The organism is Microbacterium oleivorans (assembly GCF_001644225.1).
In the GTDB taxonomy this organism is placed as follows: Bacteria; Actinomycetota; Actinomycetes; order Actinomycetales; family Microbacteriaceae; genus Microbacterium; species Microbacterium gawkjiense.
In genome coordinates this window covers 460,508-479,972 of sequence record NZ_LSTV01000005.1, presented here as the reverse complement: position 1 = coordinate 479,972, position 19,465 = coordinate 460,508, and the positions used below count along the sequence as shown (strand labels likewise).

Here is a 19,465-nt window from a genome sequence, read left to right as displayed (position 1 = left end):
GCGACCGTCACCCGACGTTCACCGTCGATTCACCCGGTCGCAGGAACAGCGACCGATCCTGGAGCGGTGACGATTCTGGAACCCCCCACCACCCGTACGTCCCTCCCCCTCGCGGCCCACGCCGTCGGCAAGCGGTCGGCGGTGACCTGCCGGTTCAAGTGCGCCGACGCCTGCCTCGGCCCCGAGTGCAACGGGTCGGACAACCCGACGTTCCGCAGCATCGCCGAGCTCGCCCTCTCGCGCCGGACGCTCCTCGGCGCCGCGGCGGCCGGCGCGGTCGTCGTCGCGACCGACGCCTTCGGCCTCGCGAACCCCGCCGCGGCGTCGGCCACACCGGGCGGACTCCTCGAGGCGACCCGCGGCCACGGCGGGCACGGGCACGGTCTGCCCTTCCAGCCGATCGCTCCCGTCCCGGCATCCGTCGACGCGCTCACCGTGCCGAAGGGCTGGACCTGGTCGCCGATCATCCGCTGGGGCGACCCGCTCTTCTCCGACGCACCGACCTTCTCGCTCGACGCGCAGAGCCCGGCCGCGCAGGCCCGTCAGTTCGGGTACAACAGCGACTACCTCGACATCCTCGCCGACCGCAGCGGCAAGACGGGTGTGCTCGTCAACAACCACGAGTACGTGAACCCGAACATCATGTTCCCGCCGTCGACGGATGCCGCCGAGCTCCGCCGTCGCGGGGAGGTCTACAAGGCGGCGCAGGGCATGTCCGTCGTCGAGATCACGCGCCGTCGTAGCGGCGCGCCCTGGCGCTACGTCGTCGACGGCCGCCGCAACCGCCGCATCACGGTCGAGACGGTGTTCGAGCTGACCGGTCCCGCCGCGGGTTGCGACCTGGTCAAGACCGCCGCCGACCCCGAGGGTCGCTGGGTCAAGGGCACCCTCGGCAACTGCGCGGGCGGGACGACGCCGTGGGGCACGATCCTCTCGGGCGAGGAGAACTTCAACGGCTACTTCGCCTGGGCGGCCGACACGGCGGGCCAGAAGCGGTACCAGGCGAGCTCCTCGCGCACGACGTCGACCGGATGGGAGCAGTACGACCCCCGCTTCAACTCGTTCGACGCCGGCTACGTCAACGAGCCCAACCGCTTCGGGTACATCGTCGAGATCGACCCCGAGGACCCCACCTCGACGCCGAAGAAGCACACCGCGATGGGACGCTTCAAGCACGAGGGCGCGAACGTCATCGTGGCCGAGGACCGCCGCGTGGTGGCCTACATGGGCGACGACGAGCGCAACGACTACCTCTACAAGTTCGTCTCGAAGAACCGCATCAGCTCGTCGCGCAAGAAGAACATGACGCTGCTGTCGGAGGGCGACCTGTTCGTCGCCCGCTTCCGCGGCGACTCGCCGGCGGGCCAGATCGACGGCTCGGGCACGCTGCCCTCGGACGGCGCCTTCGACGGCACCGGCGAGTGGGTCGCCCTCACCCGGAACGGCAAGAGTGTCGTGCCGGGGATGACGATCGAGGAGGTCCTCGTCTTCACGCGGCTGGCCGCCGACAAGGTGGGGGCGACGAAGATGGACCGGCCCGAGGACGTCCAGCCGAGCCCGCGCACCGGCAAGGTCTACGTCGCGCTGACGAACAACACCGACCGCGGCAAGACCTCGATGGTGGATGAGGCGAACCCCCGCACGGGCAACCGGTACGGTCACGTGATCGAGCTGACCGAGCGCCGCGGCCAGGCCGGGACGAGCTTCGGCTGGAGCATCCTGCTGCAGTGCGGCAACCCGTCCGACCCGAGCACCTACTTCGCGGGCTGCCCGAAGGACAAGGTGTCGCCGATCTCGTGCCCCGACAACCTCGCGTTCGATGAGGACGGCACCCTTTGGATCTCCACCGACGGCGCCCCCAGCGCGATCGGGTTCAACGACGGACTGTTCCGCGTGCCGCTCGAGGGTCGGGAGCGCGGGCACGTGCAGCAGTTCCTCGCGGTCCCCCGTGAGGCCGAGACGTGCGGACCCGTCATCCACGCCCGCGAGAAGCTCGTGTTCGTCGCGGTGCAGCATCCCGGCGAGAACGGGACGGTCGCGGCACCCACGTCACTGTTCCCCGACTACGGGTCGACGCGACGGGGCGACGTGCCGAACGCGCCCCGCCCGTCGGTCGTGCAGGTCTACCCGGCCTAGCTCCGGCCGCAGCGCACGAGGGCTCGCACCCGCTCCGGGTGCGAGCCCTCGACGGCGTCCGAGGCGCGATGGCCTCAGTGCACGCCGGGCCACCACTCCGGCATCAGCCGGAAGATGCGGGCCTCGGCGGCCGCGGCATCCGTGTCGTCCTCGCGGATCCAGACGTCCATCACGCCGACCAGCCCCCCGGCGATGAAGGCCGCGGCCTCGTCGCGGTCGCGCGGCGAGCGCGGTGCGTCGCGGACACCCGCCTCGGCGAGCTTCTCCAGGGCGATGTGGGCGCGTCGGCGCAGGCTGTCACTGAGCGCGGCATGCAGTGCGCCGCGGGCCGAGGACTCGAGCAGGGCGCGGTAGAGGTCGCGGCGCCCGGCGAGCCACTCGAGCAGGCGGCGGGTCGACGCGTGGTAGACGCGAGCCGCATCCGCTTCGGTGGCGATGTCCGCACCGATCGCGGCAATCGCGTCGATCTCGTCGGTCAGCATCGTGACGGCGAACTCGTCGACCCCCAGGGCGTGCTTGTAGAACGTGGTGCGGTGCACGCCCGCTTCACGGCAGAGCTCCGCGACCGACACCGCCGCGAGCGGCCGGTCCGCCAGCAGGCGGACGAGCGCCGCGCGCAATGCGGCGCTCGTCCGGGCCTGCCGAGGGTCGATCGTCACGCCCCGTAGTGTGCCAGACCGGCCGTCTCCCCGCCGTCGGCGACGAACTCGGCGCCGGTCGAGAAGCTCGACTCGTCACTGGCGAGGAAGAGGACGAGCCGCGACAGCTCGACGGCCTCGCCCATCCGGTGCAGGGCGACGTGGTTCTGAGAGGCATCCAGTCCCTCGGTCATCGGGGTGCGGATCGCGCCCGGGTGCACCGAGTTGACGCGGATGTTGTAGCGCCCGAGATCGAGGGCGGCGTTCTTGGTGAGCCCGCGCACGCCGAACTTCGAGGCGTTGTAGCCGGGCAGCGCCTCGTAGCCCTGCAGCCCGGCCGTGGAGGAGACGTTGATGATGGAGCCCGCGCCGCTGCGCTTGAGCGGCTCGATCGCGGCCTTGATGCCGTGGAACACACCCGTCAGGTTGATCGCGATGATCTGGTTCCACTGCTCGAGGGAGTACTCCTCGATCGAACCGAAGGTCGCGATGCCGGCGTTGTTCACGACGATATCGAGCCGGCCGAACTCCTTCTCGGCCAGCGCGACGGCCTTCTCCCAGTCCCCGTACGCCGTGACGTCGAGGTGCACGTAGCGCGCCGCGTCACCGAGTTCGGCGGCGAGCGCCTCGCCCGCCTCGTCGAGCAGATCGCCGATGACGACCTGAGCGCCCTCCTGCACGAACAGCTTCGCGTGCTCGGCTCCCATGCCGCGCGCGCCTCCGCTGATGAGGGCGACCTTTCCGCTGATTCGTCCCATGGTGGAACTCCTTTCGATCCCCTCTAATCTACACCTGTCGATTAGAAGAGGGCTGGGGATCGAGCGGGTTCCAGCGCACCCCTTGCCCGCCCATCACAAATTGATAACAAGAAACCCTTGCCACCGTTATCTCGTCGTTATACATTCGTTGCACGGTAGATGTTTTGCTGTGGCAGCTACCGACATGTGATTGCAGGACACTCTTGGTGCAAAGGGACAAGGGCCGGCTGGATGCCTCTCCAGCCGGCCCTTACTGCGTGACGCGTCAGACCGTCGCGCTCCGACGGCGTCGCATCACCAGCACGGCGCCGAGCGCGAGAAGCGCCGCACCTGCACCGCCTGCGATCCACACGGGACCCGACTGACCGCCGGCCGACGCGAGCTCGTTGCCGACGGCGACCACCTCTTCCGCGGCCACGGTGACAGAGGCCCACCCGACCAGCTCACCCGACTCGTCGACGACGGCCACCCGGTGACGGCCCTCGTCGAGGTCTGCCGGCAGCGCGAAGCTCGCCGAGCCGGCGGCATCCGCCGTCACCCATCCGAGAGCGGTGGGCGTCGAGTAGAGGAAGCCGTAGTACCGCTCCCCCGCGGTCAGGCCCGAGACGAGGACGCGATCGCCGCGGACGGATGCCTGGATGCCGCCTTCCGCCGCAGCCGGCAGATCGTCACCGTTCGCGACGGGAGCGCTCGGAGCGCCACCGGTCGAGGGGAGCGAGGGCTGCGGGCCCGGAGTCGGCTCGGGGGTGGGCGTCGGCTCGGGGGTGGGCTCGGGCGTGGGCGTCGGCTCGGGCGTGGGCGTCGGCGTCGGCTCGGGGCTCGGCCCCGGGGTCGGCTCGGGTTCGGGGGTCGGCTCGCCACCGGCATCCCCGATGACAACCGAACCGTCGTCCTTCACCGTCACCTCCGCCGCCATGGCCGCGGCGAGGTTGAGACGCTGCCAGCTCTCCTGCTCGCCGACGTCGAGCGGGTTGCCCGAATCCGCGGCGGTCAGCGCGAGCACCCGGCGGCGCTGCTCCGGCGTCAGGTCGGGCTGCGCCGAGACGAGGAGCTCCTCCGCTCCCGCGGGGACGACGACCGGCTCGCCCTTCGGTCCGACGTCCGGGAAGCCGTAGCCGAGGTGCTCCTCGTAGTAGGCCAGGGCGTCCTCCGTCGACATGTACGGGGTGTCCTCGGCGATGCAGTTCTCGAGCGTGTCGCCGCAGCTCGCCTCGAGGACGTCGCGGATCTCCTGACCCGCCTCGTCGACGAGGGCGCGCATCTCGGGGTCGGCGAGTCGCAGGGCGATGATCTTCTGCCCCATCATCCGGCCGCTGATGACGTCGAGGGCGTAGTGCGCCGCCATGACGATGCGGTTGTTCCCGGCCTCGGCGGTGCGGGCGAGGATCTGCGGCGCGAGCTCGGGCAGCATCTCGGCGAGCGCCGTCCCCTGCCAGTACGCCTGCGAGGTGTGCCCCGAGGGGAACGACCCGCTCGTCGAACCCCAGGCGTCGCCGCCCTCCTTGTCGCGGTACTCGAGCTGCGTCGTCGTGTCGAGCCGCAGGTAGGGGCGGTCGTAGTCGAAGTAGTTCTTCGGCGGGTTGCTCGACGAGGTCGAGCCGAGCTTGCCGCTCTCCTTGCTGAGCAGCCACGTCGTCTTGGGCAGCTCACCGGCCAGCGCCGCCTCGGTGTAGATCGCGCCGAGCTTCTCGCCGAACGCGTCGGCCATGCTGATCGACATGTCCTCGTACTGGTCGACGATGGCGCGCTGGACCTGCGCGTCGGATGCCGTCAGGTTGATGCGGCTCGTGATCTCGTCGTTGTAGTCCATGACGGCCGCGTCACCGCCCTCACCGCGGTCGGTGCGGAGGTCGTCGAAGACGTCCATCATCTGCACCGACCAGTTGTCGGCGCTGGGGGCGCTCGAATCCCCGGTCGACGCCGTCGCGTCCGACGCGTACGTCGCGTTCTTCTGCTCCTCGGTGAAGCCGGTGGCGGCGAATGCCGGCCCGGCGGTCAGGGTGCAGGCGACGAGGATGCCGAGTCCGCCGATCGCCGTGCCGGCGCGGACACCGGCTCGACCTGTCTGTTTCTTCACGCTCACGGGCGCGCCTCACTTCCGTTGGGGTGCGGGGGTCGTCGCAGACTATCGACGCTCGCCCTGCTTGTCAGGACATAGCGACAAGAGTCTTCGTGAGAATCCTCTCCTCGAGAGGCGAACGCAGCGTGACGGCGCGGTTACCGTCCGACGTCGGATCGGTCAGACCCCGCCGCCACCGCCGCCGCCTCCTCCGCCGCCGGCACTCCCGCCGCCGCTGGACCCGCCCGTCGACGCGGACGAGGTCGATGCCGCCGACAGCGACCCGATGCTCGACGAGAACGAGGCCGCATCGAAACCGCCGGTGCCCGCGTACCAGACCGGCGCCGCGACGCCCGCGGAGGCGTAGAGCACCGCGAGGTGCCCCGCCCACTGCTTCTCCTGCCCGAACACGACCGCGTACGGAAGCAGGCGCTCGTAGAGGTCGAGCATCACGCGCGGATCCCCGGTGTCGATGGGTCGGCGCTCCGCGCCTTGGGGCGATTGCAGCATCCGGATGCGGTCCGCCTCCGCCCATTCGATGAACTGACGAAGCCCCGCGAGATGGTCCCTCACCTCGGCGCCGCTCTCCGTGAGCGGCTTGCGGGCGATCATCCCGATCACCACGACGGCCACCGCGATTCCGCCGAACAGCCCGATGAGCGGCCACAGCGGATCGACCGCCCGATCGGACAGCGCGATCGTCGCGATGACGAGGAGAGCCACGAGCACCGCCGCGACGAGGGCCGGGACCGCTCGCACCCACGCGGGGACCTCGCGTCGATAACCGCGATCGCGGAGCGCCGACTCGGCATCCTTCAGGATCCGCTGCGCCGTCGAGGAGAGGCGCGTGTCGGAGGTGCCGAACTCGAAACGGTCACCCGTCCGGCCGTCGGGGAACAGTCCCGTCAGAAGCGCCCGGCCGTCGGCGTCGGCGCGCGCGGGGTCCACCAGTTCGGCGACGAGCTTCGCGGACCCCCACCGGGGCTTCTCCCCCTCGGTGATGCGGATGGAGCCGACGATGGCCTGCTCGAGCACCTCGGCCGGGATCGCCTTGCCGGTCTTTTGCAGCAGCACCGCCGCGTGCAGCGCGTCGACCCCCGCGGGCGGTTCGGATTCCGCGATCACCGTCGGCCTGCCGGCCACGTCGGACAGGTGACGGCGCCGCAGCCACAGCGTCCACCCCGCGACCCCGACGAGGCCCGCTCCGGCGGCGGCGTGCCCCCACCCCAGCGGCGTGCCGAGGTACGAGGTGTCGAGCGGCTCGAAGGTGCCGTCGGCGAACCCGACCGCGAACGTCAGCGACTCGTGGGGACCGAGCCCGGCCTGCCGCGCGACGACCGTCGCGCCCGAGGAGGACGTGTCGGTGTCGATGCCGTCGCACGGCGTCTCGGCCCCGAACGGTCCGGCATAGCAGGCGAGGGAGCCGGCGGCATCCGCGATCTCGCCGTCCAGATGCAGCCTCACCGTCACCTCACCGAACGGCTGCGCCCAATCGAACCCGTTCACGTCCCAGTAGAGCTCGAGTCCTGTGTCGGGGAACTCGCGCGTCACGTTGTCGAGCGAGTAGGTGAGGACGAAGGTCTGGCGGCCGTGGACGTAATCCTCGGACCTCGCGGTCACGACCAGTCCGTCCTCGCCGTCGTCGGTCTCGACGACCTCCCACGGGTCGCCCTCCGCGTCCACCGCCGATTCGAGGCTCGGCCGCAGCGGCTGACCGTCGTACTCGTCGGGGATCACCCGTCGGATACCGCGATTCTGATCGGTCTCGGGGAAGCGCGCCACGAACTCCTCGACCACCCGCATCCGGCTCGTGCCGTCCTCGGCGCGGGTCAGCGTGTAGTCGACGGTCAGACTGTCGAAGGAGAAGTCCTCAACGTCGGCGTTCGCCGCCGAGGGAGCGCCCACGAGAACGCCGAGCGCGACGGCGACGACGGCTCCGGCACGGGCGAGACGACGGGACCAGGGCTGCACGCGGTCAACCCTATGAGCGACGCTACAGTTGACGCCATGACCGACCGCCGCCTCGCCATCGCTGCCTGGGAGAGCCTCTTCCGCGCGCAGCACGAGGTCCTGGCGGAGATCTCACGGGACTTCGAGGACGACGACCTCTCGAGCGCCGAATACGACGTGCTCCTGACCGTCACGCGCTGCGAGGGTCACACCGCGCGGCTGCGCGACGTGACGGCGAACATGCTCATCAGCCAGCCGAGCGTGTCGCGCCTGGTCGACCGGATGGTGGCGCGCGGGCTCGTCGCGAAGTGCCCCGACCCCAACGACGGCCGCGGCGCCGTGCTGCGCGCCACGGAGCAGGGCGCGGCGATGTTCCGCCGGCTCGCGACGACGCACGGCCGCACCATCGCCGAGCGGATGTCGGTGCTCACCGACGACGAACTCGCCGAACTCGAGCGGCTCACCGCTCGCCTGCGCGGCGTCTGACGACAGGAAAATCGCCCCGCACCCGAGACGGGGTGCGGGGCGATCGTCGTCTCACCGCCGGAGCGGTGCGCCGGTCACTGGTCGATCGGCTGCGGCTCGCTCTCGCGCGCCGAGATGGTCGGGGACGAACCGTCGGCGACGACCTCGACCTTGCGCGGCTTGGCCTTCTCGCTCACCGGGATGGTGACGGTCAGCACACCGTTGTTGTAGGTCGCGGTGATCGCGTCGGTGTCGATGCCCTGGCCGAGGTTCAGCTGGCGGAGGAAGCTCGCGGTCTCACGCTCGCGCGTGATCCACTTGACCCCCTCGCCCGACGACAGCGTGCGCTCGGCGCGGATGGTCAGCAGCTGGCCGTCGACGTCGATGTCGACCGAGCCCGGGTCGATGCCGGGGAGGTCGGCGTTCAGCACGTAGTGGTCGCCGTCGCGGTACAGGTCCATCGGCATCCGTCGCGGGCCGCGGCGCGTGTCGAAGAGCGTCGACGCCAGGCGGTCGATTTCACGGAACGGGTCGTAGGTCGCCATGATTCTCTCCTTTGTCCAAGTGGTCTGAAAGTTGAGCCCCTGCGGCTCAAGTATGTCCAGATTAGCACTCGCGCATGGAGAGTGCCAATGGTTCTCGCACGGCGAACGACGCGGCGGAGGTGCCACGTAGGCTGACCGCATGAGCGCCCACGAGATCGCCCCCGAGCCCGCCGACCCGTTCCTCTGGCTGGAGGAGATCGACGGATCCGCGGCTCGCGCGTGGGCCGCGGAGCGCACCGCCGAGACCGAAGGCGCCTATGCGGGCGCTGCCCGCGACGCGCTCGAGACCAGGCTCACCGGCATCCTGCAGGACCCCGACCGCCTCGTCGTCCCGAGTCGTCACGGCGACCTCATGTACGACCTGTGGCGGGATGCCGACAACCCGCGCGGCCTCTGGCGCCGGACGTCCCTTGCCGCCTTCACGGCGGGCACGCCGGACTGGGAGGTCCTGCTCGACGTCGACGCACTGGGCCGCGAGGAGAGGAGGACCTGGGCCTTCGCCGGCGCGACGCACGGGCCGGCCGGCAGCAGCCGCGCGCTCGTGCGCCTGAGCCCCGACGGCGGAGACGCCGCCGTGGTGCGCGAGTTCGATCTGGAGACCCGCCGCTTCGTCGAGGACTCCCCCTTCGCCCTCGACGCGGAGAAGTCCATGATCGCGTGGGTCGACCGCGACACGCTGCTCGTCGCCACGGCCCTGCACGGCGGCGGCGTCACGGACTCGGGTTATCCGATCACCGCCCGCGCCTGGCGCCGCGGCGAATCGCTCGAGGACGCGCCGCCGATCCTCGCGGGTGTCCCCTCGGACGTCGGCGTGTTCGCGCACGTCGACCACACCGGCGGCACCGCGACGCCGATCGTCGTCATCGCGCACGACTTCTTCCACTCCGAGGCGTGGGTGTGGGACGGCGCCGAACCGCACCTGATCGCCGTGCCGCAGGACGCGCACGCCGACGTGCACGGCGACCTGGTCGCCGTCCGGACGACGACGCCGTGGCGCATCGGCGACACGACGCATCCGTCGGGCACCCTCCTGCTCGGCCCCCTCGAGACCGTGACGAGCGGGGACGGGTCGGACCTGCGTGTCGCGTTCGCGCCGACCGACACCGCGGTGCTCGAGTCCTGGACGTGGACGAAGACCCGCCTCGTGCTGACGATCCTCGACCGCGTGCAGAGCCGACTGGTGTCGCTCGACCCGGCGACGCTGACCGGTGTCGACCTCGATCTCGGGCTCGGCGACGACGACCTCTTCAGCGCGAACGTCGCGACAGCCGACGACGACGAGGACGACCAGCTCTGGGTCGTCGCGCGCGGCTTCCTCACGCCGCCGACCCTGCTCGTCCTCGACCCGGGAGCAGCACCGCGGGTGGTCGACCGCAGCCGCGCGACCTTCGACGCGACGGGTCTCGTCGCCGAGCAGCACTGGGCGACGTCGGCCGACGGCACCCGTGTGCCGTACTTCGAGGTCGGCCCCCGCGAGCGTCACGGCGCACTGCCCGTGCTGATGAACGGCTACGGCGGCTTCGAGCACGCGCTGACGCCGGAGTACCCGACGATCGTCGGCCCGGCCTGGCTCGAGCAGGGTCGGGTGTACGTCGTCGCGAACATCCGGGGCGGCGGCGAGTTCGGCCCGGAATGGCACCTCGCGGCGCTCCGCGAGGACCGCCACCGCGCGTACGAGGACTTCGCCGCCGTCTCGCGCGACCTCGTGGCGCGCGGGGTGTCGACCCCCGACCGCATCGCCTGCCACGGGCGCAGCAACGGCGGGCTGCTCGTCGGCAACATGCTGACGCAGTACCCCGACGACTTCGGCGCGATCATCTGCGGCGTCCCACTGCTCGACATGCGCCGGTACACGCGCCTGTCGGCCGGCGCGAGCTGGATCGCCGAGTACGGCGATCCCGACGACCCCGCCGACTGGGAGTTCGTGAAGACCTTCTCGCCGTACCACCTCATCGAGCCCGGGCGGCGGTACCCGGCATCCCTCATCTACGCGGCGGCCAGCGACGACCGGGTCGGACCGGTGCAGGCGCGCAAGATGGCGGCGCGGCTGGCGGACGAGACGGATGCCGAGGTGCACTACCTCGAGCCCGTCGAAGGCGGTCATGCGGGCACCATCGACGCGGCGGCCACCGCGGCGCTGCATGCGACGATCCACGCGTTCCTCGACAGCACGGTGGGCCGCGCCGACTGAGGCGGGAACGCCCGCCCTCTACGCTGGGAGCGGGAGGTCCACCGCATGAGCACCATGGGGGCCGTCGAGGAGGAACTCGCGGCCACGCTGTCGACCGTCGCGGAGCGCACCCGCGTCGACGAGGCCGCGGCGGACCGCATCCGTCGGCACCTTCCCGCGCTGCACCACGCCCTCGCCGAGCGGGCGGACTCCTCGTCGTCGCTGCTGGCCGACCTCGTGACGGCCGCGGTGGTGGCGGCGAACGGTCGCTCGCTCGAACTCAAGGTGCACGGTGAGCAGCGCGCGGCGCACGCGCCGAGTTCCCGCTCGCGTTACGCCCTCGGCGCGGCGTGCTTCGCGGATCGCTACGCGGGCAACCTCGCCGGGCTCCGCGACGAGATCCCGGCGCTGCGCGAACTCGGCGTCAGCGTGCTGCACGTGCAGTCGCCGTTCGCCCGGCGCGAGGACGGCGCCGTCGACCTGCGCCGTGGCGACCCGGGACTCGGCTCGATCGACCGGCTCTCCGACGTGGCCGCCGAACTGCGGCTGTCGGGGATCGCCCTGGCCGTCGACGTCCCCGCCGCCTCGGATCTGCGCGAGTTCGTCGACGATCTGCTGTTCCTGGCCGGCCGCGGCGTCGAGGTCTTCCTCGTCCCCGACCGCGAGACGGCGGCGGTCATCGCCCCGGTGCTCGCGATCGGTGCGCCCGGGGTCGAGGTGCTGCCGGCGTCCCCCGGGTCCGCGCCGCTGTGGCAGGCGTTCGCCACGGGCGACGCCGCTCCCCTGCAGCACGCGCTCGAGCGGCGTGACGGGCGCAGCGACGTCGTCGCCGTCCGCGACGCCGACGCCGTCGTCTGGCAGACGGATGCCGCCGAGCTCACCGCGCGTTACACCGACGGCTCCACTTTCGGCCGGGGGATCGCAACCGACGGCGGCGTCGCGGGGACCACGGCCTCGCTCGCCGGCGTCGAGGCGGGCGACCCGCTCGGCGAGGCGCGGGTGGTGCTGGCCCACGCGCTCCTGCTGAGTGTGCCGGGGCTGCCGATGCTGTGGCTGGGCGACGAGGTGGGACAGCTCAACGACCCGACGTTCCGCGACGATCCGGAACGGCGCGACGACGCACGGTGGACGCATCGGGGCCAGAAGCCGCGGGACCGGTACGCCCAGATGACGGATGCCGCCACCTCGGCCGGCCGGCTCCGGCGCGACATCACGAAGCTGCTCGCGGTGCGTCATACGACGCCGGAGTTCGACGGGGCGCGCCTCATCGGTTTCGACGTGCCGGCGCCGTCGGTCGTGGGCTACCAGCGACCCGGCGACGGGACCGTCGTGCTGGTGCTGGCGAACGTCGCCGCCGAACCGGTGCACGTGCCGGCCGTGACGCTGTCGGGCTTCGCGCCTACCGCCCTGGATCTCGTCGAGGGCGTCGACGTCGGGATCGACGAAGGGCTCACGCTGCCCGCCTGCGGATTCCGCTGGCTGCGCGTGAGCCCTCTCGCCTGAGTCCGGCCCTCTGCGTCCGGTTCTCTGAGACCGGCGGAGGTCAGTCCTCGACGACCGTGACGGTGACCTCGATGTTGCCCCGGGTGGCGTTGGAGTAGGGGCAGACCTGGTGCGCGGCATCCGCGAGCGCCTGCGCCTGGTCGTGCGGGAGGTTCGGGATGACGACCTCGAGCTCGACGGCGAGGCCGAATCCGCCCTGGCCGTTCGAGCCGATGCTGACGCGCGAACCGACGCTGGTGTCCTCGAGGGTCACCTTCTGCGCCCGGGCGACGGACTGCAGGGCGCTGTGGAAGCAGGCGGCGTAGCCCGCGGCGAAGAACACCTCGGGGTTCGGCGCGCCACCGGCGCCACCCATCTCCTTGGGGACGCGCACGTCGGTGTCGACGAGGCCGTCGACGGTGCGGACGTGACCGTTGCGGCCGCCTCCGGTCGCGAGGGCTTCTGCGGTGTAGAGGGCTTCCATGGGGGTCCTTTCGTCAGGAGGCGATCGCCTCGTCGGTGGTGCGCATGACGCGGTTCAGGTCGTGGACCACGTCGAGCAGCATCCGTGCCTTCTCTTCGGTCAGCCCGGTGCAGCGCGCGATCTCCGCGCCGACGACGGACAGCTCCGAGCGGAGAGCGCGGCCGTCGTCCGTCAACGCGACCTCGACGACACGTTCGTCGTGGGGGCTGCGCGAACGGGAGACGACACCGCGCGCTTCGAGGCGGCGGATGAGGGGCGAGAGGGTGCCCGAGTCGAGGAACAGCTCTTCGCCCAGTTCCTTGACCGACCGGGGCTCTTGCTCGCCGAGAGCGACGATGACGAGGTACTGCGGGTACGTCAGCTTCCACGGCGCGAGCACACGCCGATAGGCCTGCGTGAACGCGTGGCTGGCCGAGTACACCCCGAAGCACACCATCTGCTCGATCGCTCTCATGCGATTATGGTTGCACGCAATTGAGTTGTGCACAACTTGATCGGTGAGCCTGGTCGCGAGCAACCCGCGATCTCCGGCGGTCGAAGCCTCGACCGTCAGCGCACCGGTCGGACGCGGAGCGCGCGGCGGTACCGGCGGCGCGCGATCCTCTGCGCGACGAGGAGGACGGGGTACAGCAGCCGCCAGCCGGCTCTCTCGGCCGGGCGGGTGAGGGAGCGGATGGTCAGCAGGACCACCCCGCCCTCCTGGTGCACGATGAATGCTTCCTCTCCCGAGACGGGATGACCGGGGAGGGTGCGGTAAGCGAATCCGACGCGCGTCGACGTCTCGACGACATCGACCACCTCGACGGGTTCTCGGATCGCCAGGCCGAACGGGCGCGCCGTGATGACGGGACGGTCTCCGCGGGCGACCTTCGCGGCGGGCTCGACCGAGAACCCGCTGCGGGTCTTCACGCCCCAACGCAGCACCTGGGTGGTGGCCCACTCCCACGCCTCAGCGCGGGTGCCGAGGACGACCGAGGTCTCCCACCGCCGGAAGCCGCGACCAGGGTCCGTCCAGACCTCTTCAGCGGGACGCGTCCGCGTCATCGGCACCGCGCTCGTCACGGAACGATCCTGACACGGCGGTGGCTCGCCGTGAGCGATCCCGCCGAAGAACAGGTAAGGCCCCGCCGAAGCGGGGCCTTACCTGGACTGTCTCAACACAGTGTGCGCCCGAAGGGACTCGAACCCCTAACCTTCTGATCCGTAGTCAGATGCTCTATCCATTGAGCTACGGGCGCATGGCCTGTTTCCGGGCCGAGGAACAGCATACGTCACCGCGGGCCGCATCCGAAATCGAGGCCTACTCGAGCTCGCCCGGATCGATCCCGCCGGGGCCCGCCTCGAGGATCGGCTCGGGTTCGACGCCCTCGTCGCGCAGCGCCTGCTGCTTGGCGACGCTGCGTCGGTGCGCGCGGAGTTTGGGCAGGTCGACCAGGCGCAGCGCCTGCATGCGGGCCACCCGCATCCGCTCGTAGTCGGCGTCGAGGTCGGGGCGCGCCGCCGTGATCCGCAACGAACGGTCGATGTTCTTCGACACCTCTGCCCACGCGGCGTCCCGCGCGTCGACGACGAGCTTGCGCAGCTCTTCCTGGTCCTCGGCCCGGGCGCGCAGCTCCTTCGCGACGTGCAGCGACTGCTTGCGGCGGCGACGGAGGTTGCGGACGTCGCGGCTGCGGTAGTCGTGCGTCCCGCTCGAGTCGGAGTAGCGCGTGCGCGCCGCCTTGCGCTCGCGGTCGGTGCGGGCGGCATCCGCCTCTGCCTCTTCGGCGAGCGAGATCAGGATGTCGCGGGCATCTCCGAGGAAGCGCTCCGGATCGAAGTCGTCACCGTCGACGAGGATGTCGACGAGGATGCGGTTCTTCAACGCCAAACGCGTCGCCGCGGACGCGATGTAGAGCCCCTCGGCGACGACGTCCCGGGTCCTGACCCGCTCATTGTCCGTCACGCTCACCCCTCACCGACGATTCTACCGAGGCAGGCGCAGCGGATGCCGGTCAGCCGAGCGACGGCAGCGCGTGACCGGCCGGGCCGTCGCCGCGTAGTGGCGGGAACCGCCAGGCGATCGAGGCCGCGCCGCTGGGGGCGATGTCGACGAGGAGCGAGTGCGGTGTCTGGATCATGCGCAACCGGGCGTGCCACGCACCGTCCGCGTCAACGCCCGCGACGGCGCGGAAGGGCACCGCGTCGAGCCCGTCGGCGGGCGCCGGCCACTCCCCCTCCGCCCACGTGCCGCGACCGACGGGAAGAGTCACATCGAGAGCGTCTCCGAGGAACCGGAGCGTCCACCCGTCGCCCGTCTCGGCGACCTCGACGCGCTCGGCACCCGGCACAGCCTCACCGAACGAGAACGGGCCCACGACCGGCGACGACACGTCGGCGTCGAAGGTTCCCGCGAAGCCCGCACCGGTGTCGTCCGGCAGCGGGAGCGCCAGCGACGAGAGCCGCGCCGCGAGTGCCGCATCGGCCTCGGCGGTGCCCGCCCTCGTCATCGCGGGGCGCAGGTGCGTCGTGATGAGGCTCAGCAGCTCCTGCATGTCGATCGTCTCGCCGGTCGTGACGATCACGGCGTCCTCTTCGGGCCACACGATGATGAACTGGCCGTACGCCCCGTCGCCGCGGAAGCCGTGCCGGTTCATCCAGTACTGGAACCCGTACCCCTGCTGCCAGTCGATCGGCTCGGGTGCGCCGGGGCCGCGGTGCGCGGTGTCGTTGTCCATCTGCTTCGACGTGGCGGTGGCGACCCACTCGGGGTCGAGGATCTGCTCGCCCTGCCAGCGGCCGCCGTCGAGGACGAGCTGCCCTGTCTTGGCGAGCGATTCGGTGAAGACGTGGATGCCGCTGAAGCCCATCTCGACGTCGCCGAGCATCATCCACTGCGCCTCGTGGATGCCGAGCGGTTCGAGCAGGCGGGGGCGCAGGTAGTCGAGGATCGTCCCGCCCGTCGTCTTGGCGACCAGCCGCCCGACGCCGTAGATGGTCGGCTGGCTGTAGGCGAAGACGCTGCCCGGCTCGCGCTCGGGCGGAACGCGGAAGAACCCGGCCAGCACGTCGCCGCCCGCACCCTCCGCCGCGGCCGCGGCACGGTCGAGCGCCTCGCTCTCGTGCCCGCTCGACATCGTCAGCGCGTGACGCACGAGGTACCGGCGGTACTTGTCGTCGACATCGTCGGGCACCAGCTCCGGGAAGTGGTCGATCATGACGTCGTCGAGTCCGAAACGTCCCTCCGCGACGGCGAGACCGGCAGCGGCGGACGTGAAGGTCTTCGACAGCGAGTACACGAGGTGCTTCAGATCGGGCGCGAACGGCGTCCACCATCCCTCGGCGATCACGTTGCCGTGGCGCAGCACCATGAGGCTGTGCATCTCGGCTTCGGTCTGCCCGACGGCGTCGAGCAGGCGTTCGACACCGGTGGCATCCACCCCCTGCGCGGACGGGGTGGACCGGGGCAGGGAGGAGGACGTCGACGTCATGTCGCCATCCTAGGGATGACGACGCGGGGTCAGATCGCGGCGATACGCCACGACGCTGCGAACTCGGCGCCCGGCTCGAGCACCAGCAGGCCTGCGTCGTAGTCGTACGAGGCGGCGTTGAACGCGTCGGGCGCGCACGTCATCGGCTCGACGGCGACACCGTTGCGGTGCGCCGGGTTCGCGGGGCCCTCGGGCTTGTCGCCCGTGTAGACCTGCACCCACGGGCACTCGGCACCCCAGGTGACCTCGACGCCGACACCCGACGGGTCGGTCAGGCGCAGGACGGCCGCACCGGCGGCATCCGTCTCGAGGTCGGTGAACGCGTGGTCGAGCTGCACGTCGCCGAGGGGACGGGGCGCGCGCCGATCGAACCGCTCCGGGTCGTGGTCGGTCACGGGGTGCAGCGCGACCGGGCTGAGCCGGTCGGGCGTGACTTCGAGGACGGATGCCGCGGGCAGCGCGAGCGTCCATTCGTCGAGCGGCGCGGGGCCGGCCTTCAGGTACGGGTGCGGGCCGGTGCCGAACGGTGCGGGGCGGTCGCTGAGGTTGCGTGCACGCACCGTCTGCGTGAGCCCGTCCGCGCCGAGGGCGTACGTCGTCTCGACGCGCACACGCCACGGGTACCCCGACTGCGGGACGACTGTCGCGCCGAGGGTCACCGCGCTCTCGGTGCCCGAGACGCGCTCGAAGTCGGCCCACGAGAGCAGGCCGTGGAGGGCGTGCGAGCGCTCGGGCTCGGTCAGCGCCGCCACGAGCTCCTGGCCGTCGAACGTGTACGTGCCGTCGACGATGCGGTTCGGCCACGGAGCGAGCGTCGTGCCGCGGTAGTCGGGGCGCACCTTGTCAGCGTCGAACGGGACGATGAGGTCGCGGCCGTCGTGGCGGAGGACGCGCAGCGAGGCGCCGGTCGAGGCGATGACCGCCTCGTACGGGCCGAAGCGAAGGGTGTGCTGGGTGCCGGAGAGCGGCAGGGCGGAGGTCACGGGAGGAGCATCACTTTCAGGGCGGCGCGGTCATCCATCAGGCGGTAGCCGTCGGCGGCTTCGCCGAGGCTCAGTTCGCGATCGAAGACGGCCCCGGGGTCGACTGTACCGTCGAGGACGCCCGGCAGAAGGTCGTCGATGTAGGCCCGCACCGGTGCGACGCCGCCGGTGACCGTGACGTTCTTCTCGAACTGCACCCGCTGCAGCGGCGCGTCGGCGTACTGGGGCACGCCGACGCGGGTCACGGTGCCGCCGGCGCGCACGGCGCCGAGGGCCTGCTCGTACGCCGGCAGGTGACCGACCGCGTCGATGACGACGTGTGCGCCGAGGCCGCCGGTCAACTCGCGGACGGCGGCGACGCCCTCGTCCCCGCGGGCCGCGACGACGTCGGTCGCGCCGTAGCGGCGGCCCAGGTCGGTGCGCGCCTCGTGACGCCCCATGAGGATGATGCGCTCGGCGCCGAGCTGCCGTGCCGAGAGGACGGCGAGGAGGCCCACGGCGCCGTCGCCGATCACGACGGCGTCCTTTCCGGGTGCGACACCGCCGGTCACAGCGGCGTGCCAGCCCGTGCCGTAGACGTCGCTGAGGGTCAGGAGGCCCGGCATCCGCGGGTCGTCCTCGGCGACGTCGACCCGATACAGGGTGCCGTCGGCGAACGGGGCGCGCCGACGCTCGGCCTGCGCACCGCCGGCGCCCGTGGGCACCGAGAGGCCCGCGAAGCGGCACGAGGTCTGCAGTCCGGCGCGGCAGAACTCGCACGCGCCGCACGAGAAGACGAACGGCACGATGACGACGTCACCGGGCGCGACCGTGCGGACGTCGGCGCCGACCTCCTCGACGACGCCGATCATCTCGTGCCCCATCGAGCGACCCCGTTCGGACGGGGTCATCGAGTGGTACGGATGCAGGTCGCTGCCGCACACGCACGCGACGACGGTGCGGAGGACCGCGTCGGTGGGCTGTTCGATCCGGGGCTCGGGGGCGTCGATCACGCGGACGTCACCGGGACCGTACATATACGCAGCTCGCATCCTTGAATTCAACTACGGATGCCGGGGCGACGCGCTGTGCGAGGCTGTCGCCATGGCCGCACTCCACGATGTCGTCGTCATCGGCGCGGGCCTCGCCGGGCTCCGCTGCGCGACGCTGCTCGCCCGCGCCGGACGCGACGTCGTCGTCCTCGACGCGGCCGACGAGGTCGGCGGTCGGCAGCGCACCGACCGCGTCGACGGGTTCCTGCTCGACCGGGGGTTCCAGGTCGTGAACCCCCGCTATGACGCGCTCGCCCGCGCGCTCGACCCCGCGAGCCTCGACCTGCGCCCGTTCCCCGTCGGGGTGCGTGTCGTGCGCGGCGGACGGTCGGACGTCCTCGCGCATCCGCTGCGGCATCCCGAGCTTCTGCCGGCCACCGTCGCGGGTGCGCTGTCGGGACTCGTCCCGATGCGCGATCTCGCGGCAGCCGCGCGGTGGCTCGTGCCGGCGCTGGTGCGCCCGGCATCCGTCGCCGAGGGACACGACGCGACCCTGCATGAGAGGTGGGACCGCGTCGGGCTGACCGGCCCGCTGCGCCGCTCGGTGCTCGAACCGTTCCTCACCGGCGTGCTCGCCGACGACGGGGCCGCGACGTCCGGCGCGTACGCGACGCTGCTCGCCCGGCTTTTCGCGCTCGGCCGCCCGGGCGTGCCCGCGCAGGGCGTCGCGACCCTGCCGCGACGGCTCGCTGAACTCGCCCGTGCGTCGGGTGCCGACATCCGCCTCTCTCATGCCGTACGCGGCATGGACGTCCGCGCAGACCGTGTCGAGCTCGAGGGGGCCGCGACGATCGCCGCGCGCGAGGTGGTCGTCGCCGTGGGCGGCGAGGCGCTGGCGGGGCTCACCGACCTGCCGGCACCAGCGATGCGGGGGTTGCAGACGTGGTGGTTCGGCACGGGGCCGGAGGCACCGGCATCCGCTCTGCTCGCGGTGGACGGCGAGCGCTCGGGACCGATCGTCAACAGCGTCGTGATGTCACGGACGGCCCCCGCTTACGCGCCGGCCGGCCGGCACCTCGTGGCGGCGAGCTGCCTGCTGGGCAGCGGTGCCGACGAGCGTGCCGTGCGCGCCCACATGGAGCGGATGTGGGGCGGCGAGGCGCGGAGCTGGGAGCTGCTGCGCCGCGACGACATCCCCCACGCGCTGCCGGCCCTGCCTCCGCCGCTGCGGCACGCGTCACCGGTGCGGCTGTCGGAGCGGGTGATCGTCGCGGGCGATCACCGCGAGACGCCGTCGATCGCGGGCGCGCTCGTCTCGGGTGAACGCGCGGCCCGGGCCGTCCTCGGCTGAGCG

At 71.6% G+C, this 19,465-nt stretch carries 17 protein-coding genes and 1 tRNA gene; 5 read left to right on the top strand and 13 right to left on the bottom strand.

Annotation, left to right across the window (positions count from 1 at the left end):
• Window positions 1-66: 66 nt before the first annotated feature.
• Window positions 67-2,136: a PhoX family protein gene (locus AYL44_RS13835; RefSeq protein ID WP_082886217.1), complete on the top strand. Its 2,070-nt coding sequence runs from the start codon at window positions 67-69 to the stop codon at window positions 2,134-2,136.
• A 74-nt stretch (window positions 2,137-2,210) separates the two neighbouring features.
• On the opposite strand, the gene AYL44_RS13830 is transcribed toward AYL44_RS13835, so the two are convergent.
• The 4 genes from AYL44_RS13830 to AYL44_RS13815 all read right to left on the bottom strand — a co-directional run bounded on the left by AYL44_RS13830 (window position 2,211) and on the right by AYL44_RS13815 (window position 7,562).
• Window positions 2,211-2,795, bottom strand: coding sequence for a TetR/AcrR family transcriptional regulator (locus AYL44_RS13830; protein WP_064003850.1), 585 nt, complete (start codon window positions 2,793-2,795; stop codon window positions 2,211-2,213).
• Complete coding sequence (locus tag AYL44_RS13825) at window positions 2,792-3,532, bottom strand: SDR family oxidoreductase (RefSeq protein ID WP_064003849.1); 741 nt, start codon at window positions 3,530-3,532, stop codon at window positions 2,792-2,794. Before AYL44_RS13825 ends, AYL44_RS13830 begins: the two co-directional genes overlap by 4 nt.
• A gap of 265 nt (window positions 3,533-3,797) precedes the next feature.
• Entirely contained in the window at window positions 3,798-5,615 is a 1,818-nt protein-coding gene (locus tag AYL44_RS13820) for an acid phosphatase (RefSeq protein ID WP_064003848.1), read from the bottom strand.
• Between the two features lie 156 nt (window positions 5,616-5,771).
• The gene (locus AYL44_RS13815; RefSeq protein WP_064003847.1) at window positions 5,772-7,562 is read right to left on the bottom strand and encodes a DUF2207 domain-containing protein; all 1,791 of its coding nucleotides are present in this window, start codon (window positions 7,560-7,562) and stop codon (window positions 5,772-5,774) included.
• 36 nt (window positions 7,563-7,598) lie between these two features.
• Between AYL44_RS13815 and AYL44_RS13810 the strand changes: the two genes are divergently transcribed.
• Window positions 7,599-8,027, top strand: a complete 429-nt coding sequence (locus AYL44_RS13810) for a MarR family winged helix-turn-helix transcriptional regulator (protein WP_064003846.1) — start codon at window positions 7,599-7,601, stop codon at window positions 8,025-8,027.
• A 74-nt stretch (window positions 8,028-8,101) separates the two neighbouring features.
• Here the strand turns inward: AYL44_RS13810 and AYL44_RS13805 are convergent, their stop codons facing one another.
• Window positions 8,102-8,551, bottom strand: a complete 450-nt coding sequence (locus AYL44_RS13805; RefSeq protein WP_064003845.1) for an Hsp20/alpha crystallin family protein — start codon at window positions 8,549-8,551, stop codon at window positions 8,102-8,104.
• A gap of 139 nt (window positions 8,552-8,690) precedes the next feature.
• On the opposite strand from AYL44_RS13805, the gene AYL44_RS13800 reads away from it, so the two are divergent.
• Window positions 8,691-10,742, top strand: a complete 2,052-nt coding sequence (locus AYL44_RS13800; protein ID WP_064003844.1) for a prolyl oligopeptidase family serine peptidase — start codon at window positions 8,691-8,693, stop codon at window positions 10,740-10,742.
• A gap of 45 nt (window positions 10,743-10,787) precedes the next feature.
• A complete protein-coding gene (locus AYL44_RS13795; RefSeq protein ID WP_064003843.1) occupies window positions 10,788-12,224 on the top strand; it encodes a DUF3459 domain-containing protein in 1,437 nt (478 codons plus the stop codon).
• Window positions 12,225-12,264: 40 nt separating this feature from the next.
• On the opposite strand, the gene AYL44_RS13790 is transcribed toward AYL44_RS13795, so the two are convergent.
• The 8 genes from AYL44_RS13790 to AYL44_RS13755 all read right to left on the bottom strand — a co-directional run bounded on the left by AYL44_RS13790 (window position 12,265) and on the right by AYL44_RS13755 (window position 18,171).
• On the bottom strand, window positions 12,265-12,687 hold the full coding sequence (locus AYL44_RS13790; RefSeq protein ID WP_064003842.1) for an organic hydroperoxide resistance protein: 423 nt from the start codon (window positions 12,685-12,687) through the stop codon (window positions 12,265-12,267).
• A 13-nt stretch (window positions 12,688-12,700) separates the two neighbouring features.
• A complete protein-coding gene (locus AYL44_RS13785; RefSeq protein WP_064003841.1) occupies window positions 12,701-13,123 on the bottom strand; it encodes a MarR family winged helix-turn-helix transcriptional regulator in 423 nt (140 codons plus the stop codon).
• A 113-nt stretch (window positions 13,124-13,236) separates the two neighbouring features.
• Window positions 13,237-13,749, bottom strand: coding sequence for a DUF1990 family protein (locus AYL44_RS13780; protein WP_231872816.1), 513 nt, complete (start codon window positions 13,747-13,749; stop codon window positions 13,237-13,239).
• A 103-nt stretch (window positions 13,750-13,852) separates the two neighbouring features.
• Window positions 13,853-13,925: transfer RNA gene (locus AYL44_RS13775), tRNA-Arg, on the bottom strand.
• A gap of 62 nt (window positions 13,926-13,987) precedes the next feature.
• Window positions 13,988-14,632, bottom strand: a complete 645-nt coding sequence (locus AYL44_RS13770) for a hypothetical protein (protein ID WP_064003981.1) — start codon at window positions 14,630-14,632, stop codon at window positions 13,988-13,990.
• Between the two features lie 49 nt (window positions 14,633-14,681).
• The gene (locus AYL44_RS13765; RefSeq protein WP_064003840.1) at window positions 14,682-16,157 is read right to left on the bottom strand and encodes a serine hydrolase domain-containing protein; all 1,476 of its coding nucleotides are present in this window, start codon (window positions 16,155-16,157) and stop codon (window positions 14,682-14,684) included.
• A 29-nt stretch (window positions 16,158-16,186) separates the two neighbouring features.
• On the bottom strand, window positions 16,187-17,140 hold the full coding sequence (locus AYL44_RS13760) for an aldose 1-epimerase family protein (RefSeq protein WP_064003839.1): 954 nt from the start codon (window positions 17,138-17,140) through the stop codon (window positions 16,187-16,189).
• Window positions 17,137-18,171: a zinc-binding dehydrogenase gene (locus AYL44_RS13755; RefSeq protein WP_064003838.1), complete on the bottom strand. Its 1,035-nt coding sequence runs from the start codon at window positions 18,169-18,171 to the stop codon at window positions 17,137-17,139. The genes AYL44_RS13760 and AYL44_RS13755 overlap by 4 nt, the downstream gene beginning before the upstream one ends.
• Before the next feature lie 52 nt (window positions 18,172-18,223).
• Here AYL44_RS13755 and AYL44_RS13750 point away from each other — a divergent pair, with 52 nt between their 5' ends.
• Window positions 18,224-19,462, top strand: a complete 1,239-nt coding sequence (locus AYL44_RS13750) for an FAD-dependent oxidoreductase (protein WP_064003837.1) — start codon at window positions 18,224-18,226, stop codon at window positions 19,460-19,462.
• Window positions 19,463-19,465: the final 3 nt, after the last annotated feature.